We start from the raw sequence: 16,368 nt of genomic DNA, 5'->3' as shown, positions 1-16,368 counted from the left end.
CGCCGAAGGTCACGATGGAGGCCCGAGCCGCCCCCAGCCCGATCGGAGTGCGATGAGCGAGCAGCACAACGTCGTCCTGCTGACCTTTCCCGACGGCGGCGCCTGGCGTCCCGCGTTCGACGAGGCGCAGCACCTGCCGGGGCTGCGGTACGCGGCGGCGATGGAGCGCAGTGCCGACGGCCTGCTGGAGATCAAGGACACCTTCACCCGGGGAGCCGGGGTGGCCACGGTCGGGTCGGGGGTGCTGGGCGGCCTGGTGGGGCTGCTCGGCGGGCCCGTGGGCGTGCTGCTCGGCTTCGCGGCGGGCGCGGCGCTCGGCAACGCGGCCGAGGAGCGCGCGGCCTCGGAGGGCGGCGCCGCGCTGATCGTGCTGTCGCCCCGGGTGCCGGACGGCGGGGCGCTGGTCGCCGTGGAGGTGCGGGAGGCCTCGCCCGGCCCGGCGGACGAGCTGGCCGCGAAGCACGGGGCGAGCGTCGAGCGGATCGACGAGCACGCCTTCACCGAGCAGGTCCGGGCTGCGGAGCGGAAGGCCGAGGAGAGCCGGAAGGCCGAGGAGGGCCGGGCGGACGAGGAGTCCTGAGCCCCCCGGCCCGCCCGGGGGCTCACTCCGCCCGCAGCGCGTCCGCCGCCCGCCGCAACTTCCGTACCGCGCCGGGCGTACGGGCTCCGGCGTCATCCTTGCGGGGTAGTCGTCAGGTGCAGCGGCTGCCGCCGCTCGCGGGGCTGTCCCCGACGGCGGCCGACCGCCACAATGACCCGGTGATCAACCACCCCACCGTGCGGCGGCTGCTGGACGGCGGCGCCGACGACGCGCCGCCCCCGCCCCGGCCCACCCGGCGCGGCCAGGCCTTCGACCTCGCCCTGGCCCTGTTCCTGGCCTCCGTCTGCGGCCGCTACGCCGTCGTCGCGGCCCACGCGCACGGCCAGTACGGTCCGGGCGGGCACGGATCGCCCTGGCACGGGATGCTGCTGCTGGTCCCCGTCGTCCCGCTGCCGCTGGTGCTGCGCCGGCGCCACCCGCTGGCGGTGCTGTGGACGGTGCTGGCGGCCGCCCTGCTGGTGCGGTCGCAGCACGAGGACATCGCGTTCTGGGCGGGCGTGGTGGTGATCGTCGCCGCTTACGGCGCGGCCGCCTACGGGCGCCGCCCGAAGGCCGTGCTGCTCGGCCTGGCGGCCGCCACCGCGGCCCTGGTGGTGCTCTTCGACCACGCCCTGCTGCCGCACTTCCAGAACTGGGTGATCGCCGTGCTGGTGCTGGTGCCGGTGCTGGCCGTCGCCTACGAACTGCGGATGTGGCGGCGCCGGGTGGAGGAGGGCCGGGAGCGGCTGACCGCCCTGGAGCGCGAGCAGCTGACCGCGCTGGACCGCGCGGTGGACCTGGAACGGGCCCGCATCGCCCGGGAGTTGCACGACGTGGTCACCCACAACGTGAGCATGATGACGATCCAGGCCGGGGCCGCCCGCAAGATCCTGGACACCGCTCCGGACAGGGCCCGCGAGGCGATGGCCGCGGTGGAGGCCGGCGGGCGCGCGGCGATGACCGAACTGCGCCAGGTGATGGGGCTGTTGACCATCGACTCGGAGACCGGCGGCGATCCCGCGACCACCGCCGACCTCAGCCCGCAGCCCGGCCTCGGCCGGCTCGACTCCCTGGTGGAGGGCGTGCGCCGGGCCGGCCTGCCGGTGGAGCTGATGGTGCGCGGGGAGCGCCGGACCGTCCCGCCCGGGGTCGAACTGGCCGCCTACCGGGTCGTCCAGGAGGCGCTCACCAACACCGTCAAGCACGCGGGCGGCGCCGCCGCCGCGGTGACCGTCGACTACGCCGCCGACCACCTCACGGTGGAGGTCACCGACACCGGCGGCCGCCCCACCGGCGCCGCCGCCACCGGCAACGGGCGCGGCCTGCTCGGTCTGCGCGAACGCCTCGCCGTCTACGGCGGCACCCTGCACACCGGCCCCCGGCCGCGCGGTGGCTACCGCGTCAAGGCCTCGATACCGCTGGAGAGTTGAGAGTTGACTGACACCGTGGAGCAGCACCCGATCCGCGTGGTGGTCGCCGACGACCAGGCCCTGGTCCGGATCGGCTTCCGGCTGATCCTGGAGTCCGAGGGGATCGAGGTGGCCGCCGAGGCCGAGGACGGCGAGCAGGCCGTCGCCGCCGTCCGCCGCACCCGGCCGGACGTGGTGCTGATGGACATCCGGATGCCCGGCCTGGACGGCCTGGAGGCCACCCGGCGGATCCTGGCCGGCCGGCCGGCGGACCGCGCCGCCGACGCGCCGCGGATCATCATGCTGACCACCTTCGACCTGGACCACTACGTCTACGCCGCGATGGCCGCCGGGGCCAGCGGCTTCCTGCTCAAGGACGTCACCCCGGAGCACCTGGCCGCCGCCGTCCGGCTGGTCCGCACCGGGGACGCCCTGCTCGCCCCGGCGATCACCCGCCGGCTGGTCGAGCGCTTCGCCCGCCCGGCCGCCCCCGAGGCGGCCGCCCCGCACCGTGAACTGGCCACCCTCACCCCGCGCGAGCTGGAGGTGATGGGGCTGCTGGCCCGTGGCCTCAGCAACGCCGAGCTGGCCGGCCGGCTCCAGCTCTCCGAGGCGACGGTGAAGACCCATGTGGCCCGGATCCTGGGCAAGTTGGGGCTGCGGGACCGGGCCCAGGTGGTGGTCGCGGCGTACGAGACCGGGCTGGTCAGCGCGGGCGCGCCGTAAGGGCGGAAGGGCGTAGGGGCGGAGGGGCGTAGGGGCGGAGGGGAACGCCGCAACGACGCACGGGAGACCGGGAGTTGGTTGACAACCCCCGGGCTCCCGCCGTCATCGGCTACCGCGTCACACCAGGTCGAAGCGGTCCGCGTTCATGACCTTGACCCAGGCCGCGACGAAGTCCTCCACGAACTTCTCCTTGGCGTCGTCGGCCGCGTACACCTCGGCGATGGCGCGCAGTTCGGAGTTCGAGCCGAACACCAGGTCGGCGCGGGTGCCGGTCCACTTGACCGCACCGGAGGCGTCCCGGCCCTCGAAGGTGTGGGCGTCCCCCGAGGCGGAGGACCAACTGGTGCCCAGGTCCAGCAGGTTGACGAAGAAGTCGTTCGTCAGCACGCCCGGGGTCTCGGTCAGCACACCGTGCGCGGACTGCTGGTGGTTGGCGCCCAGCACGCGCAGACCGCCGACCAGCACGGTCAGTTCGGGCGCGCTCAGGCCCAGCAGGTTCGCCTTGTCCAGCAGCAGGAACTCGGCCGGCAGCCGGTTGCCCTTGCCGACCCAGTTGCGGAAGCCGTCCGCCTTGGGCTCCAGCGCGGCGAAGGACTCGGTGTCGGTGAGCTCCTGCGGGGCGTCCACCCGGCCGGCCGCGAACGGCACCTCGACGGCCAGCCCGGCCGCCTTGGCCGCCTGCTCGACGCCGACGCCGCCGCCCAGCACCACCAGGTCGGCCAGCGAGACCTGCTTGTCGCCGGCCTGCGCGTTGAAGTCCCGCTGCACGCCTTCCAGCGCCCGCAGGACACCGGCCAGCCGGTCCGGCTCGTTGACCTCCCAGCCGGCCTGCGGCTGCAGCCGGATCCGGCCGCCGTTGGCACCGCCGCGCTTGTCGCTGCCGCGGAACGAGGAGGCCGCGGCCCAGGCCGCGGAGACCAGCTCGGAGACCGACAGGCCGGTCCCGGCGATCCGCCGCTTGAGGTCGGCGACGTCCGCGGCACCGACCTGCTGGTACGAGACGGCCGGCAGCGGGTCCTGCCAGAGCAGGTGCTCGGCCGGGACCTCCGGGCCGAGGTAGCGCACGACCGGGCCCATGTCGCGGTGGGTCAGCTTGTACCAGGCGCGGGCGAAGGCGTCGGCGAACTCCGCCGGGTTCTCCAGGAAGCGGCGCGAGATCGGCTCGTACACCGGGTCGAAGCGCAGCGACAGGTCGGTGGTGAGCATGATCGGGGTGTGCCGCTTGGCCGGGTCGTGGGCGTCCGGCACGGTGCCCTCGCCGGCGCCATCCTTCGGCTTCCACTGGTGGGCGCCGGCCGGGCTCTCGGTGAGCTCCCACTCGTAGCCGAACAGGGTCTCGAAGAAGCTGTTGTCCCAGGTGATCGGGGTGGCCGTCCAGATGCCCTCGAGACCGCTGGTGATGGCGTCGGCGCCGACGCCGGTGCCGTAGCCGCTCTTCCAGCCGAGGCCCTGCTGCTCCATCGGCGCGGCCTCCGGGTCCGGGCCGACGTTGTCCGCCGGGCCGGCGCCGTGGGTCTTGCCGAAGGTGTGGCCGCCGGCGATCAGCGCGACGGTCTCCTCGTCGTTCATCGCCATCCGGTAGAAGGTCTCGCGGATGTCGCGGGCGGCGGCGATCGGGTCCGGGTTGCCGTTGGGGCCCTCGGGGTTGACGTAGATCAGGCCCATCTGGACGGCGGCCAGCGGGCTCTCCAGCTCGCGGTCGCCGGTGTAGCGCTCGTCGCCGAGCCAGGTGGTCTCGGGGCCCCAGTAGACGTCCTCGTCGGGCTCCCACTCGTCGACCCGGCCGCCGCCGAAGCCGAAGGTCTCGAAGCCCATGCCCTCCAGCGCGACGTTGCCGGTCAGGACGATCAGGTCGGCCCAGGACAGGCTGCGCCCGTACTTCTTCTTCACCGGCCACAGCAGTCGGCGGGCCTTGTCCAGGCTGGCGTTGTCCGGCCAGCTGTTCAGCGGGGCGAAGCGCTGCTGGCCGCCGCCGGCGCCGCCGCGGCCGTCGCTGATCCGGTAGGTGCCGGCGCTGTGCCAGGCCATCCGGATCATGAACGGACCGTAGTGGCCGAAGTCGGCCGGCCACCAGGGCTGCGAGGTGGTGAGCACCTCCTGGATGTCCCGCTTGACGGCGGCGAGGTCCAGGGCGCTGAACGCCGCGGCGTAGTCGAAGTCCGCGCCGAGCGGGTTGGCGACGGCGGGGTTCTTGGCGAGGATCTTGAGGTTCAGCCGCTCCGGCCACCACTGGCGGTTCCCGCCGCCCTGGGTGGGGTGGAGCGCGCGCCCGTGGTTGACCGGGCAGCCGCCCGCGCTCGCCTCTACACCGGTTGCATCGTGGTTCTCAGACATGGGAATCCTTCCGTACAAGGCGGATCACGGTGTCTATCTGCTACCTACGGCACCTACTGCTGCTATTCGGCACTGCCGTTACCCAGGCTAGCGCCGGAGCCGATCCTACGATGGACGTAGTCCAAGTCAAGAAAGACACCAAACCCCCGTCCGGCCGAGGTCGGAGGCCTCAGGACCGGCATTGGTAAACTCCGGTCTTCCCCCATGACCTGAATAGGTGAACCGTGATGAGTGACCTGCTGGAGCGGCTGCGCGAGCGCGGCTGGCGCCTCACCTCCCAGCGGCGTGTCGTGGCCGAGGTCCTGGACGGCGAGCACGTGCACCTGACCGCCGACGAGGTGCACGCCCGCGCGGCCGAGCGCCTCCCGGAGATCTCCCGCGCGACGGTGTACAACACCCTCGGCGAGCTGGTCACCCTCGGTGAGGTCATCGAGGTGTCCACGGACGGGCGCGCCAAGCGCTACGACCCCAACGCCCACCACCCGCACCAGCACCTGGTCTGCACCGGCTGCGGCGCCATCCGGGACGTCCACCCCCTGGGCGACCCGCTCGCCGACCTCCCGGCGGAGCAGCGGTTCGGCTTCGCCGTCTCGGGCGCCGAGGTCACCTACCGGGGCCTCTGCCCGGCCTGCGCGGGCTGAGCCGGCCCACCGGCGGAGCGCGCCGTCACCCCGGAACCGTCCAGCGCACCGGCAGGCTCTTGAGGCCGTTCTGGAAGTTGGACACCAGGCGCCGCGGCGGCCGGTCCGGGTCGAGCTCCAGGTCCGGGAGGCGGTCGAGCAGGTGGCGCAGGGCGGACCGCAGCTGCAGGCGGGCGAGCCGGGCGCCGACGCAGAAGTGCGGGCCGTACCCGAAGCTCACGTGGTCGTTCGGGGTGCGGGAGACGTCGAAGCGGTCCGGCTCCGGGAACACGGCCTCGTCCCGGTTCGCCGAGGCGTGGTGGACCACCACCTTGTCGCCCCGGCGGACCGGCTGCCCGGCGATCCGGGTGTCCCGGGTCGCGGTGCGGCGGAAGTGCACCACGGGCGGCCAGCAGCGCAGCATCTCCTCCACCGCCGACGGGACCAACTCCGGCCGCTCGCACAGGAGTCGGTACTGGTCCGGATGGCTGAGCAGGGTGTGCAGGCCGCCCGGCAGGCCGTTGCGCACGGTCTCGTTCCCGGCGACGGCGAAGAGGAAGAACATCGTCTCGAACTCGGCGGCGCTCAGGCCGGCGTCCCGCATGCGGGCGACGATGCTGCCCGGCGGCGGCTGTCGGGCGAGCGCGTGGGCGTAGGCGAACATGTCGGCGAGGGCCGCGCGGGAGCGCGGGTTGAGCGGGCGGGCGTCAGGGGCCGTGGGAGTGGTCGGCTGGTGGTCGAGCGCGGCGCGGCCCACGGCGGTGAGCCGGGACGGGTCGGCGGTACTGGACCGGGCGTACTCCGGGTCCTGGTAGCCGATCACCCGGTTCGACCAGTCGACCAGCAGCTGCCGGTCCTGCTCGGGCACGCCCAGGACCAGGGCCAGCGTCCACACGGGCAGATCGGCGGCGAGCGGCACGAAGTCGGCTTCGCCCAGGGGGCGGATCGCGGCGACCAGTTCGGCCGCGCGCCCCTCGATGGCGGCGGTCAGCCGGTGCAGCGCCCGCGGGGTGAACGCGGCGGTGACGATCCGGCGCAGCCGGGCGTGGTCCGGCGGGTCCTGGTTGAGCATCATGGTGCGGACGAAGGCCAGGTCGGCGGGGGTGTCCGGGTCGCGGATCTGGGTCGCCCCGAGGTGTGAGGAGAACAGCTCCGGGCTGCGCAGCACGTGCTTCACGTCCGCGTGCCGCAGCACCGCCCAGTAGCCCGGCCCGGCCGGCCAGTCCCCCACCGCCGGCTCCTCCACCCAGCAGACCGGGGCCTCGGCCCGCAGCTCGCGGAACAGCCCGTACGGAACGCCCTCGGCGTACGTCCCGGGCAGGAAGATCCGGTTCACCCGCGCCTGGTCCAGTGCCACGGTGACCGACCGTACTGCGTCGCGGTTGCGGCGATCAACCGGTGGGATCCCGTAAGGTCGGCCAATGGCCAAGTACTTCGACGTGCACCCCGAATCCCCCCAGCCGCGCACCATCAGCACCGTGGCCGACAGCCTCCGCTCCGGAGCCCTCATCGCGTACCCGACCGACTCCTGCTTCGCGCTCGGCTGCCGCCTGGACAACCGCGACGGGCTGGAGCGGATCCGGTCCATCCGGCGCCTCGACGACCGCCACCACTTCACCCTGGTGTGCGAGGACTTCGCTCAGCTGGGGCAGTTCGTCCAGCTCGACAACAACGTCTTCCGGGCCGTCAAGGCCGCGACGCCGGGCAGCTACACCTTCATCCTCCCCGCCACCAAGGAGGTGCCGCGCCGGCTGATGCACCCCAAGAAGAAGACCGTGGGGGTGCGGATCCCCGACCACGCCGTCACCCGGGCGCTGCTCGCCGAACTGGGCGAGCCCCTCCTCTCCAGCACCCTGATCCTCCCCGGCGAGGACGAGCCGATGACCCAGGGCTGGGAGATCAAGGAACGCCTCGACCACGTGCTGGACGCCGTGGTGGACTCCGGCGACTGCGGCACCGAGCCGACCACGGTCATCGACTTCTCCAGCGGCGAGGCCGAGATCACCCGCCGGGGGGCCGGCGACACCGCGCGCTTCGAGTGAGGGCCCGGCGGCCGGGGCCGGGGGGCCCGGCCGCCCGGCTGCCCCCGGCTCAGCGGTGGCGGAGGTCCACGAACGAGCCCACCAGCCCACCGAGGGCGATCGCCGGGATCAGCGACGCGTCCCACGGCTGACCACCCGCCGGCCCGGAGGCCGCCACCAGGGCGGCGACCGCCAGCGCCGTCGCCCGCCCCGCAGTCGACTGCGGAATCAGCGGCGAGGGCTTGCCGTTTCGCCGCTCACGGGCCAGTTTGATGACGAGCAGGAGCAGTGCGACTGCGAGCAGTGGCGGCACCATGTCGTGGGTCATGCCGCCAGGATGTCATGGACGGTGATGAGTTGATCGAGTTGGGTGGGGTCATCGATCCGCAGGAAGGCCGCCTCGACGGCCAGTTGGAGCTCGGGCCCGCGCAGCCAGGCCGCGAAGGTCCGGTACGCGGCTCCCCGTTCGTCCCAAAGGGCGTCCCGCGGTTCGAGCTCACCGCCGAGGGCGAACTCGTACAGGCGCTCCACGGCCACGGGGCTCGCGAGCCGGGCCCATTCTGTTAGGCCCTCTCCGGCCGCCGGTCCCGTCCGGATCGGCGGCCCCCAGGCCACTGAGCACGGCCTCGGTGTCCCCGCACTGCCGGGCGTCGTGCAGGACGTCCGGCCACAGGGCGTCGAGGAGCCGGCGCAGGTACGGCGCCTCCGGCCAGTCCTGCCAGCCGGCCTGCGCCAGCTTGCGGCAGACCAACGGCACGTCGGGCCAGGCGAGTTCGCCGGTCAGGACGAGCTGGAGGATGCGCGGCGCGAAGTAGCGCAGGTCGGCGGGCGAGCCGACGGTGTTCAGCACGGAGGCGGCGTAGGGTCCCAGTTCCTCGGGCGTCAACTGCGCGCGGGGCGTGCGCAGGAGGCGGTCCAGCCCGGCCCGGGAGGCGCAGCAGGGGCAGGCGTCGATGCGGCTCGGCCGCGGGGCGGTCGAGAACGCCTCGGGGAGACCGGTGACCAGGTGCTGCAGTGCGGTGCCGTCCGTCATGGCCGCCATTCAACAGGTCCGCCGGGACGGGCGTGGGTGCGTTTCGGCCGGGCTGGACCAGGCACGCGTCGGCCCGGGGTTGCGCAGGGCCACCCCGGGTGTGGGGGAACAGATCCGATCGGCGTGTGGTTGGGGCAGGGCGACGGCCAAGGACGGCACTCGCGAAGGGGCTTACCCATGAAGATCGGCATCATCGGCGCGGGCAACATCGGCGGTAACCTCACGCGGCGGCTGACGGCTCTCGGGCACGAGGTCTCGGTGGCGAACTCGCGCGGGCCGGAGTCGTTGCGGGCGCTGGTCGAGGAGACGGGCGCGAAGGCGGTGACGGCCGCGGAGGCGGCGCACGGCGCCCAGGTCGTGGTGGTGACGGTGCCGTTGAAAAACGTACCGGGCCTGCCCGCGGGGCTGTTCGACGGCGCCGCCGAGGGGCTCGCGGTGATCGACACCGGCAACTACTACCCGAAGGAGCGCGACGGCCGGATCGACGCGATCGAGGACGGCGGGCTGACGGAGAGCCGCTGGACGGAGCAGCACCTGGGCCACCCGGTGGTGAAGGTGTTCAACGGCACCTACGCGCAGGACCTGCTGGACCGCCCGCGCCCGGCGGGCGACCCGGAGCGCCTCGCCGTGCCGGTCTCCTCGGACGACGAGGCGGCGAAGGCCGTGGTGCGGGCGCTGGTCGACGAGTTGGGCTTCGACACCGTGGACGCCGGCGGCATCGACGAGTCCTGGCGCCAGCAGCCGGCCACGCCGGTGTACGGGCTGCGCGCCGGGGTGGCGGCGGTCACCCGGGCGCTCGCGGAGGCGTCCCCGGAGCGCCCGGAGGCGCACCGGGCCTGAGGCACCGCAGCGGGGCCCGGCCGCTCAGGGCTCCGTCGGCAGGGCCCCGCCGGTCAGGGCTCCGCCGCTCAGGGCTCCGCCGGTCAGGCCGAACTCGCCCGCACCACCAGTTCGGTGGGCAGCTCCAGGCCGCCCGTCGGCGCGGCCCCGCCGTGCACCTGGTCCAGCAGCCGGGTGACCAGCCCGGCCGCCAGGGCCCGCAGCGGCAGCCGGACCGAGGTCAGCGGCGGGTGCAGGTGGCGGCAGAGCGGTGAGTCGTAGAACCCGGTGACCGCCACCCCGGCGGGCCCGACCGCCGACCCCTCGGCCCGGATCGCCTCGTACGCGTCCAGCGCCAGCAGGTCGCTGCCCGCGGCGACGGCCGTCGGCCGGTCGGGCCCGCGCAGCAGCTCCCGCACGGCCGCCACCGGCCCGGCCGTCGGCGCCGCCTCCGACGGGGCGACCGCCGTCAGGCCCAGTCGGCGCGTCTCGGCGAGGAAGCCCGCCCGCCGAGCCGCCATCCAGGGCAGGTCCTCGGCGGCGCCGAGGTAGCCGATCCGGCGGTGACCCCGCGCCGCGAGGTGCCGCACCACCGCGGCCATCGCCGCGTCGTTGGCGATGTCCGCCCAGTGCTGCGGCTCGCCCGGTCCGGTCCGGCCGAAGCTGACGAAGGGCACGCCCAGCCCGGCGACGTGGGCGATCCGCCGGTCCTCGGTCAGGACGTCCGCCAGCACCAGCCCGTCGACCTGCCGGGCCGCCACCAGTTCGTCGATGGCCGCCACCGGGTCCGCCGCGGGCGGGGCGGGCCGGAACAGCAGCACCCGCTGCCCGCGTTCCCCGGCCGCGTCGACCAGGGCCTCCAGGAAGCCGGCCATCAGCGGGTTGGGGTCGAGCGGGTCGTCCACCGGCGCGAGGTAGCCGATGGTGCGCCGGGCGCCGCTGCGCAGCGACCGGGCCGACTGGTCGGGCTGGTAGCCGAGTTCGCGGATCGCCGTGCTGACCCTGGTCAGCGTCTCGGCGCGGACCCGGTGCGGGGCGTTGAGCGCGTTGGAGACGGTCTGCCGGGAGACCCCGGCCGCGCGGGCGACCTCCTCGATGGTGGTGGCGCCACGGCGCGGTCGGCGCGCTCCCTCGGGCATGCGGGTCCTCCGGTCGTTGGGTCAGGGGCGGCGCAGCGACAGCAGCCCGCCGCGCGGCACCGCGAGGGTGTCCGTCCAGTCGAGGTCGATCTCGTCCTGCCGGACGATACGCCCCCGGGCGTCCTGGACGGTGGCGGTGGCCCTGCCGCTGCCGCCCACCAGCCGGACGTCCGGGTCGGCGTCGGCGTTGGCCACCAGCAGGGTGTGCCAGTCGTCCGCCGAGACGTCCACCGGGAGCGCCGCGTACCGGGCGACCACGACCGTCCCCTCCCCGCGGGCGGTGACCAGCGGGTATCCGAGGTCGGGCCGGCTGGGGAGCAGTTCGCCGCGCTGCAGGGTGTCGAGGTGCTCGCGGAACACCCCCAGCCAGAAGGCGATCGCCTCGCGCTGCCCGGGGTCCTGCGCGGCGAGGTCGACGGAGATCTGGGGCACCGAGAAGAGCACGTTGACCAGGTGGCAGGCGATCTGCTCGGGCGGCTCGGCCGGGTGCCACATCAGCATGTCCGCGTGCACCGGCACCGGCCCGGCGGCCAGCCGCACGTCGACGGTGCGCTGCCGGTTCTCCTGCGGGCTGAGCGGGCAGTCGGTGGCCCGGATCATGGTGGCGTACGGCCACAGGGCGGGGCTGACGTACGGCTGCCGGTGCTCGATCATCGCGTCCGGGTGGGCGGCGGTGGTCCGGGCCCGGATCGCGGCGAGCAGCCGCTCCACGCCCTCGGCCACCTCGGCGCAGTCCGCCTCGGGGCCGGGCCCGGGGGCGTCGGGGCGCTCGGCGGCGCGGGCGAAGGAGTCGACGAAGTCGACCTTGAGCCCGTCCATGCCCCACTCCTCGACGGCCCGGGCCAGCCGGTCGGTGAGGAACTCGCGGACCTCGGGGTAGCGCGGGTCGGCGACCACCGCGCCCAGGTGGGGGACGTCGGCGAGGGCGTGCCGGCCGATCTTCCGGTAGGCGGCGCTGTCCTTGCCGATGAACGGCAGCGCGTACCAGAGCAGGTAGCGGACGCCGAGGTCGTGGACGCGCCGGACGTGCTCGGCGGTGTCGGGCAGCGAGACGGGCTCCCAGTCGCCGCAGTGGGCGTAGCCGCGGGTGCGGTCGGCGGTCATCCAGCCGTCGTCGACGATGATCACGTCCAGCCCGAGGGCCTTGCCGAGCGCGGCCTGGGCCTCGATCCGCTCGGGCGAGACGTCCTGGTGCATCGCGTACCAGGTGGAGTAGGCGGGGCGGCGGGCGTCCTCCGGGACGACGACGGTACGGCCCTCGCCCCACCAGGCGGTCAGGTCGGCCAGGCAGCGGGCGAAGTGCCGGCCCGAGGTGTCGATCCGGACGGTGATCCGGCCGGCGGCCTGGGCCCAGCAGCGGAAGTCACCGGTCTCCTCGACCACTCCGGCCCCGACCAGCACCTCGGTCTGCTCGGCCGCGAAGGCGCAGACCGCGGTGTCCCCGGTGCCGACCAGCGCGGCGATCGGGGCGCCGGCGGCGGGGCCGGTGCGGCGCGGGGCGCTCCAGGCGGCGGGCAGCCAGCCGGTGCCGCGCGGTTCCGGGGTCCAGAAGGAGGTGACGTCCACGCAGGGCACCCGCCACTCGATCCGGACCTCGGCCGGGCCCTCGGCGCTCACCTCGACCACGCCGTCGGCGACCTCCCGGACGGTGGCGGTGCCGCTCGCCCGCAGGTCCAGGCCCCGGGCGTGGGGCAGCGGGTGGAGCGCTCCGGGGGCGGGGGCGTGCGGCTCCCAGACCTCGGCCGTGCTCCCGGCCGTAGTCCCCGCTGCGGTGTCGGCCGCGGTCCCCGCTGCGGTGTCGGTCTCGGTCATGCCGCTCAGCCCTTCGTCGCGCCGGCCAGCAGGCCGGAGATGAACTGCCGTTGGAGGACCAGGAAGAGGACCATCATCGGCAGGGTGGAGAGCGCGGTCCCGGAGAGGATCGCGCCGTAGTCGGTGGTGCTCTGGTTGCCGTACAGGGTCGCCAGGGCGACCGGCAGGGTGTGCATGCCGGGGCTGCGCAGGGCGATCAGCGGCCAGACGAACTGGTTCCAGGAGCCCAGGAAGAGGAAGATCGAGAGCGCGGCGAGCACCGGCCGCATCACCGGGACGACGACGTTCCACAGCACCCGGAACTCGCCCGCGCCGTCGACCCTGGCGGCGTCCAGGAGTTCGTCCGGCAGGCTGCTCAGCGACTGGCGCATCAGGAAGACCGCGAAGGGCACGCACAGCCCGGGCAGGATGATCGCCTGGTAGGAGTCGAGCAGGCCGAAGTCCGTCATCATCGTGAACAGCGGTACCAGCATGACCTGTTCGGGCACCACCAGGGTGGAGAGCAGCAGCGCGAACAGCAGGGTGCGGCCGCGGAAGCGGAACTTGGCGAAGGCGTAGCCGGCCAGCAGGGCGACGACCAGGGCGCCGAGGGTCTGGATCCCGGCCACCAGCAGGGAGTTACCGAGCACCCGGAGCAGGCCGATCCGCTGGTCCAGCCGGTGGAGGTTGTCGCCGAGGCCCCCGCCGGGCAGCAGGTGCGGCGGCCAGTCGAAGATCTCGGTGTCCTTGCGGGTGACGGAGACCAGCAGCCAGTAGAAGGGGGCGACCGAGAAGCCGGTGAGGCCCGCCAGGAGGAAGGTCAGCGGCCAGCCGCGGAGGTTCCTGGGGTTCATCCGTCCTTCTCCCCCATCAGGCGCATCTGGACCGCGCCCAGCACGGCCACCAGCAGGGTGAGCGCGTAGGCGATGGCGGAGGCGTAGCCGAAGTCGAAGTAGCGGAAGCCGTTCTGGTACAGGTACATGGAGACGGTCAGGCTCGCGTTGTCCGGGCCGCCGCCGGTCAGCACGTACGGCTCGTCGAAGAGCTGGAGGGTGCCGATGGTGGAGAGCACGACGGTGAACAGCAGCAGCGGGCGCAGGGCCGGGACGGTGATCGCGGTGAAGCGGCGGACGGCACCGGCGCCGTCGAGCATCGCGGCCTCGTACAGCTCCTTCGGGACGGACTGCAGGCCGGCCAGGTAGATGACGGCGTTGTAGCCGGTGTAGTGCCAGGTCAGCACCAGGACGACGGACATCCGGGCCCAGAACGGCTGCCCCAGCCAGTCGACGGCGGGCAGGCCGACGGCGTGCAGCAGCCAGTTGACCGCGCCGTCGTCGCGCTTGAGCAGGAAGGCGAACATCACGCCGGTGGCGACCAGGCCGGTGACGGCGGGCATGAAGACGCCGAGCCGCCAGACGGCCCGCCAGCGCACCAGGGTGGAGTTGATGCCGACGGCCAGCAGCAGGGCCAGCCCGAGCATCAGCGGGACCTGTACGACGAGGATCTCGCCGGTGTTGCGCAGGGCCGTCCAGAACAGCGGATCGTCCAGCAGACGCCGGTAGTTGGCGAGGCCGACGGGGCGGGCGGCGGGGCCGGAGCCGGTGGTGAAGGAGAGCAGCAGCGAGTCGACGATCGGGTAGGCCTTGAACACGCCGAAGGTGATCAGGGCGGGGGCGAGCAGCAGGTACGGCAGGGCGGTGCGGCGCAGCCGGGCCCGGCGGTGGGCGCGCGCGGCCGGGCCGACGGGGCCGGCGGGGCGGCCGGGGCGGGTCCGTCCGGTGGCGGGGGGTGCGGTGGCGGCGGTCATGCGACGGTGCGTCCGGTCTGCTGGGCGAGCTGCTGGGCGGCGGCCCGGAGGACGCCGGCCGGGTCGCCGCCCTTGAGGAGGACCTTGGTCTGGGCGTCGCTCGCGAGCTTGAGGGCGCGGGCGTAGTCGCCGGAGTAGTTGGTGGGGTCGCCGCCGTCGGTGGCCAGGTCGGCGAAGGTCCGCAGCGGGGACTGGCCGCCGTAGTAGTCGCTGGGCCTGGCGTACAGCGGGTCGCCGTAGGCGTCGAGGAGTGCGGGGAAGACCCCGCCGGCGTCGAACATGGCGTTCACCGAGGCGGGGCGGGTGAGCGCGTACTCGACGAACTTCCAGGCGGCGCGGCGGCGCGGGCTGGAGGCGGCGACGGTGAGGTGGGTGGAGTTCACCAGGGCGGTGCGCTTGCCGCCGGGGGTGACGGCCGGGGGTTTGGCGAGGCGCCAGTTGCCGTGCTGGTCGGCGAACTTGGCCTCCAGGTAGTGCGCGGCCCAGGCGGGCATCGGGGCGACGGCGAGCTTGCCGGCCTTCATCAGGGTGGCCCAGCCCTGGTCGCCGGGGGCGTCGGCGACCAGCCCGGCGTCGTCCAGGTGCTTGAGGGTGGCCAGGGCGCGGACGTCCGGCTCGGAGCCGAGGGTGATCCGGCCCCCGAGGTCGAAGTAGAAGGCGCCCTGGAGCTGCATCAGGGACTGCACGAAGTCCAGGTCGGGGCTGGGGTTGGCGGCCTTGTTGATGCCGATCAGCGAGATGCCGGGGTTGGCGGCCTTGAAGCGGTCGGCGGCCGCCGTGAGGTCGTCCCAGGTGGCGAAGGAGGCGGGGTCGAGGCCGGCCCTGTCGAAGTAGTCCTTGCGGTAGAAGAAGCCGAGCGGGTTGGCCTCCCAGGGCAGGGCGTAGGCGTGGCCGTCCTTGCCGGTGACGACCGGCCACAGGCCCTTGGCGAACTTCTCCTTGTGCGCGTCGGCGCCGAAGGCCGAGAGGTCGGCGAGGCCGCCGGGGAACTTCTCCAGGTAGCCGGGCAGGTAGTCGCAGCCGATGTGCAGGACGTCGCCGAGGCCCTGGCCGCCGGCCGCCAGGCCGACGGTGATCTTGTCCCAGATGGCGGGGTTGCCGATGTCCTGGACGTCCACCGTGATGCCCGGGTTGTCCTTCTCGAAGGCCGGGACGACGGCGCGCAGCGCGACGGCCGCGGTGGCCCACGACCAGACGGTGACCTTGCCGGTGTCGGCGTCCCCGCCGGAGGCGCTCCCCGAGCCCGGGTCGCCGCAGGCCGCGAGGGCTCCGCCGGCCGTGAGGACCAGCAGGCCGGCGCCGGAGGCGCGGAGCAGGTCGCGGCGGGAAAGGTGTGACATTGCATTCCTCCCGATGGGTGGCTCTGGACGGAGGCGGGGCATGGGGGTGGTGGAGCTCGGCGGCCAAGTTTGAACGTTCAAAACAACAAAACAGACCACAACTCAACAGATTCGCACGAGCGGAACACAGCAAACGCCCGCCCTCCCCGCGCCGTCAACCCCTGGCGCAGCGAAGGGCGGGCTCCGCAACCGTTCCGTTATGAGCGCCGGCGGGTCAGGAGCGGACCACCGGGGCGCCGGTGAGGTCGACCCCGGCGTCGCGGAGTTCGGTGAGCGCGGCATCGGTGGTGTCGGGGGCGACGCCGGCCGTGTAGTCGAGCAGGACGCGGGCGTCGAAGCCGGCCCGGCGGGCGTCCAGCGCGGTGGCCTTGACGCAGTGGTCGGTGGCGATGCCGACGACGTCGACGGCGTCCACGCCGCAGTCGTGCAGCCAGTCGGCGAGCGGGGTGCCGTCGGCGGTGAAGCCCTCGAAGCCGCTCTTGGAGGCGGAGCGGGCGCCCTTGTAGAAGACCTCGTCGACCGCGCCGGCCTCGACGGCGGGCAGGAAGTCGGGGTGGAACTCGCCGCCCTCGGTGCCGGCCACGCAGTGCACCGGGAAGGAGTCCCGGTAGTCGGGATGCTCGGAGAAGTGGCCGCCCGGGTCGACGTGGTGGGGCCGGGGGGCCACCACCCCCGGCCCCCCCCCCCCCGCCCGGCCCACCCGGCGGCCCCCCCCCCCCGTCCCCGCCGCCCGGCCCGCCCGGCGCAAG

General features: G+C 74.0%; 17 protein-coding genes. 6 read left to right on the top strand and 11 right to left on the bottom strand.

Annotated elements, in window-relative coordinates; genetic code table 11:
* The first annotated feature begins 52 nt into the window (after positions 1–52).
* The 3 genes from ACFXPX_RS01800 to ACFXPX_RS01790 all read left to right on the top strand — a co-directional run bounded on the left by ACFXPX_RS01800 (position 53) and on the right by ACFXPX_RS01790 (position 2,715).
* A complete protein-coding gene (locus ACFXPX_RS01800; RefSeq protein WP_380590064.1) occupies positions 53–580 on the top strand; it encodes a histidine kinase in 528 nt (175 codons plus the stop codon).
* A 179-nt stretch (positions 581–759) separates the two neighbouring features.
* A complete protein-coding gene (locus tag ACFXPX_RS01795) occupies positions 760–2,010 on the top strand; it encodes a sensor histidine kinase (RefSeq protein WP_380639181.1) in 1,251 nt (416 codons plus the stop codon).
* Between the two features lie 3 nt (positions 2,011–2,013).
* A complete protein-coding gene (locus ACFXPX_RS01790; protein ID WP_380639179.1) occupies positions 2,014–2,715 on the top strand; it encodes a response regulator in 702 nt (233 codons plus the stop codon).
* 117 nt (positions 2,716–2,832) lie between these two features.
* Here the strand turns inward: ACFXPX_RS01790 and katG are convergent, their stop codons facing one another.
* Positions 2,833–5,049: a catalase/peroxidase HPI gene (gene katG, locus ACFXPX_RS01785; RefSeq protein ID WP_380639177.1), complete on the bottom strand. Its 2,217-nt coding sequence runs from the start codon at positions 5,047–5,049 to the stop codon at positions 2,833–2,835.
* A 227-nt stretch (positions 5,050–5,276) separates the two neighbouring features.
* Here katG and ACFXPX_RS01780 point away from each other — a divergent pair, with 227 nt between their 5' ends.
* Positions 5,277–5,690, top strand: coding sequence for a Fur family transcriptional regulator (locus ACFXPX_RS01780; RefSeq protein WP_360238584.1), 414 nt, complete (start codon positions 5,277–5,279; stop codon positions 5,688–5,690).
* Between the two features lie 25 nt (positions 5,691–5,715).
* On the opposite strand, the gene ACFXPX_RS01775 is transcribed toward ACFXPX_RS01780, so the two are convergent.
* Positions 5,716–7,026 carry a cytochrome P450 gene (locus ACFXPX_RS01775; protein ID WP_380639175.1) on the bottom strand — a complete coding sequence of 437 codons (1,311 nt, stop codon included), beginning with the start codon at positions 7,024–7,026 and terminating at the stop codon, positions 5,716–5,718.
* A gap of 64 nt (positions 7,027–7,090) precedes the next feature.
* Between ACFXPX_RS01775 and ACFXPX_RS01770 the strand changes: the two genes are divergently transcribed.
* A complete protein-coding gene (locus ACFXPX_RS01770) occupies positions 7,091–7,711 on the top strand; it encodes an L-threonylcarbamoyladenylate synthase (RefSeq protein ID WP_375883736.1) in 621 nt (206 codons plus the stop codon).
* Positions 7,712–7,760: 49 nt separating this feature from the next.
* Here the strand turns inward: ACFXPX_RS01770 and ACFXPX_RS01765 are convergent, their stop codons facing one another.
* From ACFXPX_RS01765 to ACFXPX_RS01755, 3 genes are read right to left on the bottom strand one after another with little or no spacing between them, the layout of a single operon-like run.
* Entirely contained in the window at positions 7,761–8,018 is a 258-nt protein-coding gene (locus ACFXPX_RS01765) for a hypothetical protein (protein WP_375883734.1), read from the bottom strand.
* On the bottom strand, positions 8,015–8,221 hold the full coding sequence (locus ACFXPX_RS01760; RefSeq protein WP_375883731.1) for a hypothetical protein: 207 nt from the start codon (positions 8,219–8,221) through the stop codon (positions 8,015–8,017). Before ACFXPX_RS01760 ends, ACFXPX_RS01765 begins: the two co-directional genes overlap by 4 nt.
* Positions 8,187–8,723 carry a hypothetical protein gene (locus ACFXPX_RS01755; protein WP_380639173.1) on the bottom strand — a complete coding sequence of 179 codons (537 nt, stop codon included), beginning with the start codon at positions 8,721–8,723 and terminating at the stop codon, positions 8,187–8,189. Before ACFXPX_RS01755 ends, ACFXPX_RS01760 begins: the two co-directional genes overlap by 35 nt.
* Before the next feature lie 177 nt (positions 8,724–8,900).
* Here ACFXPX_RS01755 and ACFXPX_RS01750 point away from each other — a divergent pair, with 177 nt between their 5' ends.
* On the top strand, positions 8,901–9,563 hold the full coding sequence (locus tag ACFXPX_RS01750) for an NADPH-dependent F420 reductase (RefSeq protein ID WP_380521543.1): 663 nt from the start codon (positions 8,901–8,903) through the stop codon (positions 9,561–9,563).
* An 83-nt stretch (positions 9,564–9,646) separates the two neighbouring features.
* Here ACFXPX_RS01750 and ACFXPX_RS01745 read toward each other — a convergent pair whose 3' ends face one another.
* From ACFXPX_RS01745 to ACFXPX_RS01720, 6 genes are all read right to left on the bottom strand, one after another.
* A complete protein-coding gene (locus ACFXPX_RS01745) occupies positions 9,647–10,681 on the bottom strand; it encodes a LacI family DNA-binding transcriptional regulator (RefSeq protein ID WP_380639171.1) in 1,035 nt (344 codons plus the stop codon).
* Positions 10,682–10,702: 21 nt separating this feature from the next.
* Entirely contained in the window at positions 10,703–12,493 is a 1,791-nt protein-coding gene (locus tag ACFXPX_RS01740; RefSeq protein ID WP_380521547.1) for a glycoside hydrolase family 36 protein, read from the bottom strand.
* A gap of 5 nt (positions 12,494–12,498) precedes the next feature.
* Positions 12,499–13,326 carry a carbohydrate ABC transporter permease gene (locus ACFXPX_RS01735; RefSeq protein ID WP_375883718.1) on the bottom strand — a complete coding sequence of 276 codons (828 nt, stop codon included), beginning with the start codon at positions 13,324–13,326 and terminating at the stop codon, positions 12,499–12,501.
* Positions 13,323–14,279 carry a carbohydrate ABC transporter permease gene (locus tag ACFXPX_RS01730; protein WP_380639169.1) on the bottom strand — a complete coding sequence of 319 codons (957 nt, stop codon included), beginning with the start codon at positions 14,277–14,279 and terminating at the stop codon, positions 13,323–13,325. Before ACFXPX_RS01730 ends, ACFXPX_RS01735 begins: the two co-directional genes overlap by 4 nt.
* Positions 14,276–15,619: an ABC transporter substrate-binding protein gene (locus ACFXPX_RS01725; RefSeq protein ID WP_380639167.1), complete on the bottom strand. Its 1,344-nt coding sequence runs from the start codon at positions 15,617–15,619 to the stop codon at positions 14,276–14,278. Before ACFXPX_RS01725 ends, ACFXPX_RS01730 begins: the two co-directional genes overlap by 4 nt.
* 214 nt (positions 15,620–15,833) lie before the next feature.
* Positions 15,834–16,368: isochorismatase family protein (locus ACFXPX_RS01720; protein ID WP_380639165.1), on the bottom strand; the 535-nt coding region annotated here is incomplete at its 5' end.

It is taken from the genome of Kitasatospora sp. NPDC059146 (assembly GCF_042786665.1).
Taxonomy (GTDB): Bacteria; Actinomycetota; Actinomycetes; order Streptomycetales; family Streptomycetaceae; genus Kitasatospora.
The sequence above is the reverse complement of the archived record's forward strand: the minus strand, read 5'-3'. Positions and strand labels throughout refer to the sequence as shown.

What these genes read in the sequence shown, in the direction of transcription:
- ACFXPX_RS01800 (WP_380590064.1), top strand. Translation starts at nt 53, where the DNA reads ATGAGCGAGCAGCACAACGTCGTCCTGCTGACCTTTCCCGACGGCGGC.
- katG (WP_380639177.1), bottom strand. Translation starts at nt 5,049, where the DNA reads ATGTCTGAGAACCACGATGCAACCGGTGTAGAGGCGAGCGCGGGCGGC.
- ACFXPX_RS01780 (WP_360238584.1), top strand. Translation starts at nt 5,277, where the DNA reads ATGAGTGACCTGCTGGAGCGGCTGCGCGAGCGCGGCTGGCGCCTCACC.
- ACFXPX_RS01770 (WP_375883736.1), top strand. Translation starts at nt 7,091, where the DNA reads ATGGCCAAGTACTTCGACGTGCACCCCGAATCCCCCCAGCCGCGCACC.
- ACFXPX_RS01765 (WP_375883734.1), bottom strand. Translation starts at nt 8,018, where the DNA reads ATGACCCACGACATGGTGCCGCCACTGCTCGCAGTCGCACTGCTCCTG.
- ACFXPX_RS01755 (WP_380639173.1), bottom strand. Translation starts at nt 8,723, where the DNA reads ATGACGGACGGCACCGCACTGCAGCACCTGGTCACCGGTCTCCCCGAG.
- ACFXPX_RS01750 (WP_380521543.1), top strand. Translation starts at nt 8,901, where the DNA reads ATGAAGATCGGCATCATCGGCGCGGGCAACATCGGCGGTAACCTCACG.
- ACFXPX_RS01745 (WP_380639171.1), bottom strand. Translation starts at nt 10,681, where the DNA reads ATGCCCGAGGGAGCGCGCCGACCGCGCCGTGGCGCCACCACCATCGAG.
- ACFXPX_RS01740 (WP_380521547.1), bottom strand. Translation starts at nt 12,493, where the DNA reads ATGACCGAGACCGACACCGCAGCGGGGACCGCGGCCGACACCGCAGCG.
- ACFXPX_RS01735 (WP_375883718.1), bottom strand. Translation starts at nt 13,326, where the DNA reads ATGAACCCCAGGAACCTCCGCGGCTGGCCGCTGACCTTCCTCCTGGCG.
- ACFXPX_RS01730 (WP_380639169.1), bottom strand. Translation starts at nt 14,279, where the DNA reads ATGACCGCCGCCACCGCACCCCCCGCCACCGGACGGACCCGCCCCGGC.
- ACFXPX_RS01725 (WP_380639167.1), bottom strand. Translation starts at nt 15,619, where the DNA reads ATGTCACACCTTTCCCGCCGCGACCTGCTCCGCGCCTCCGGCGCCGGC.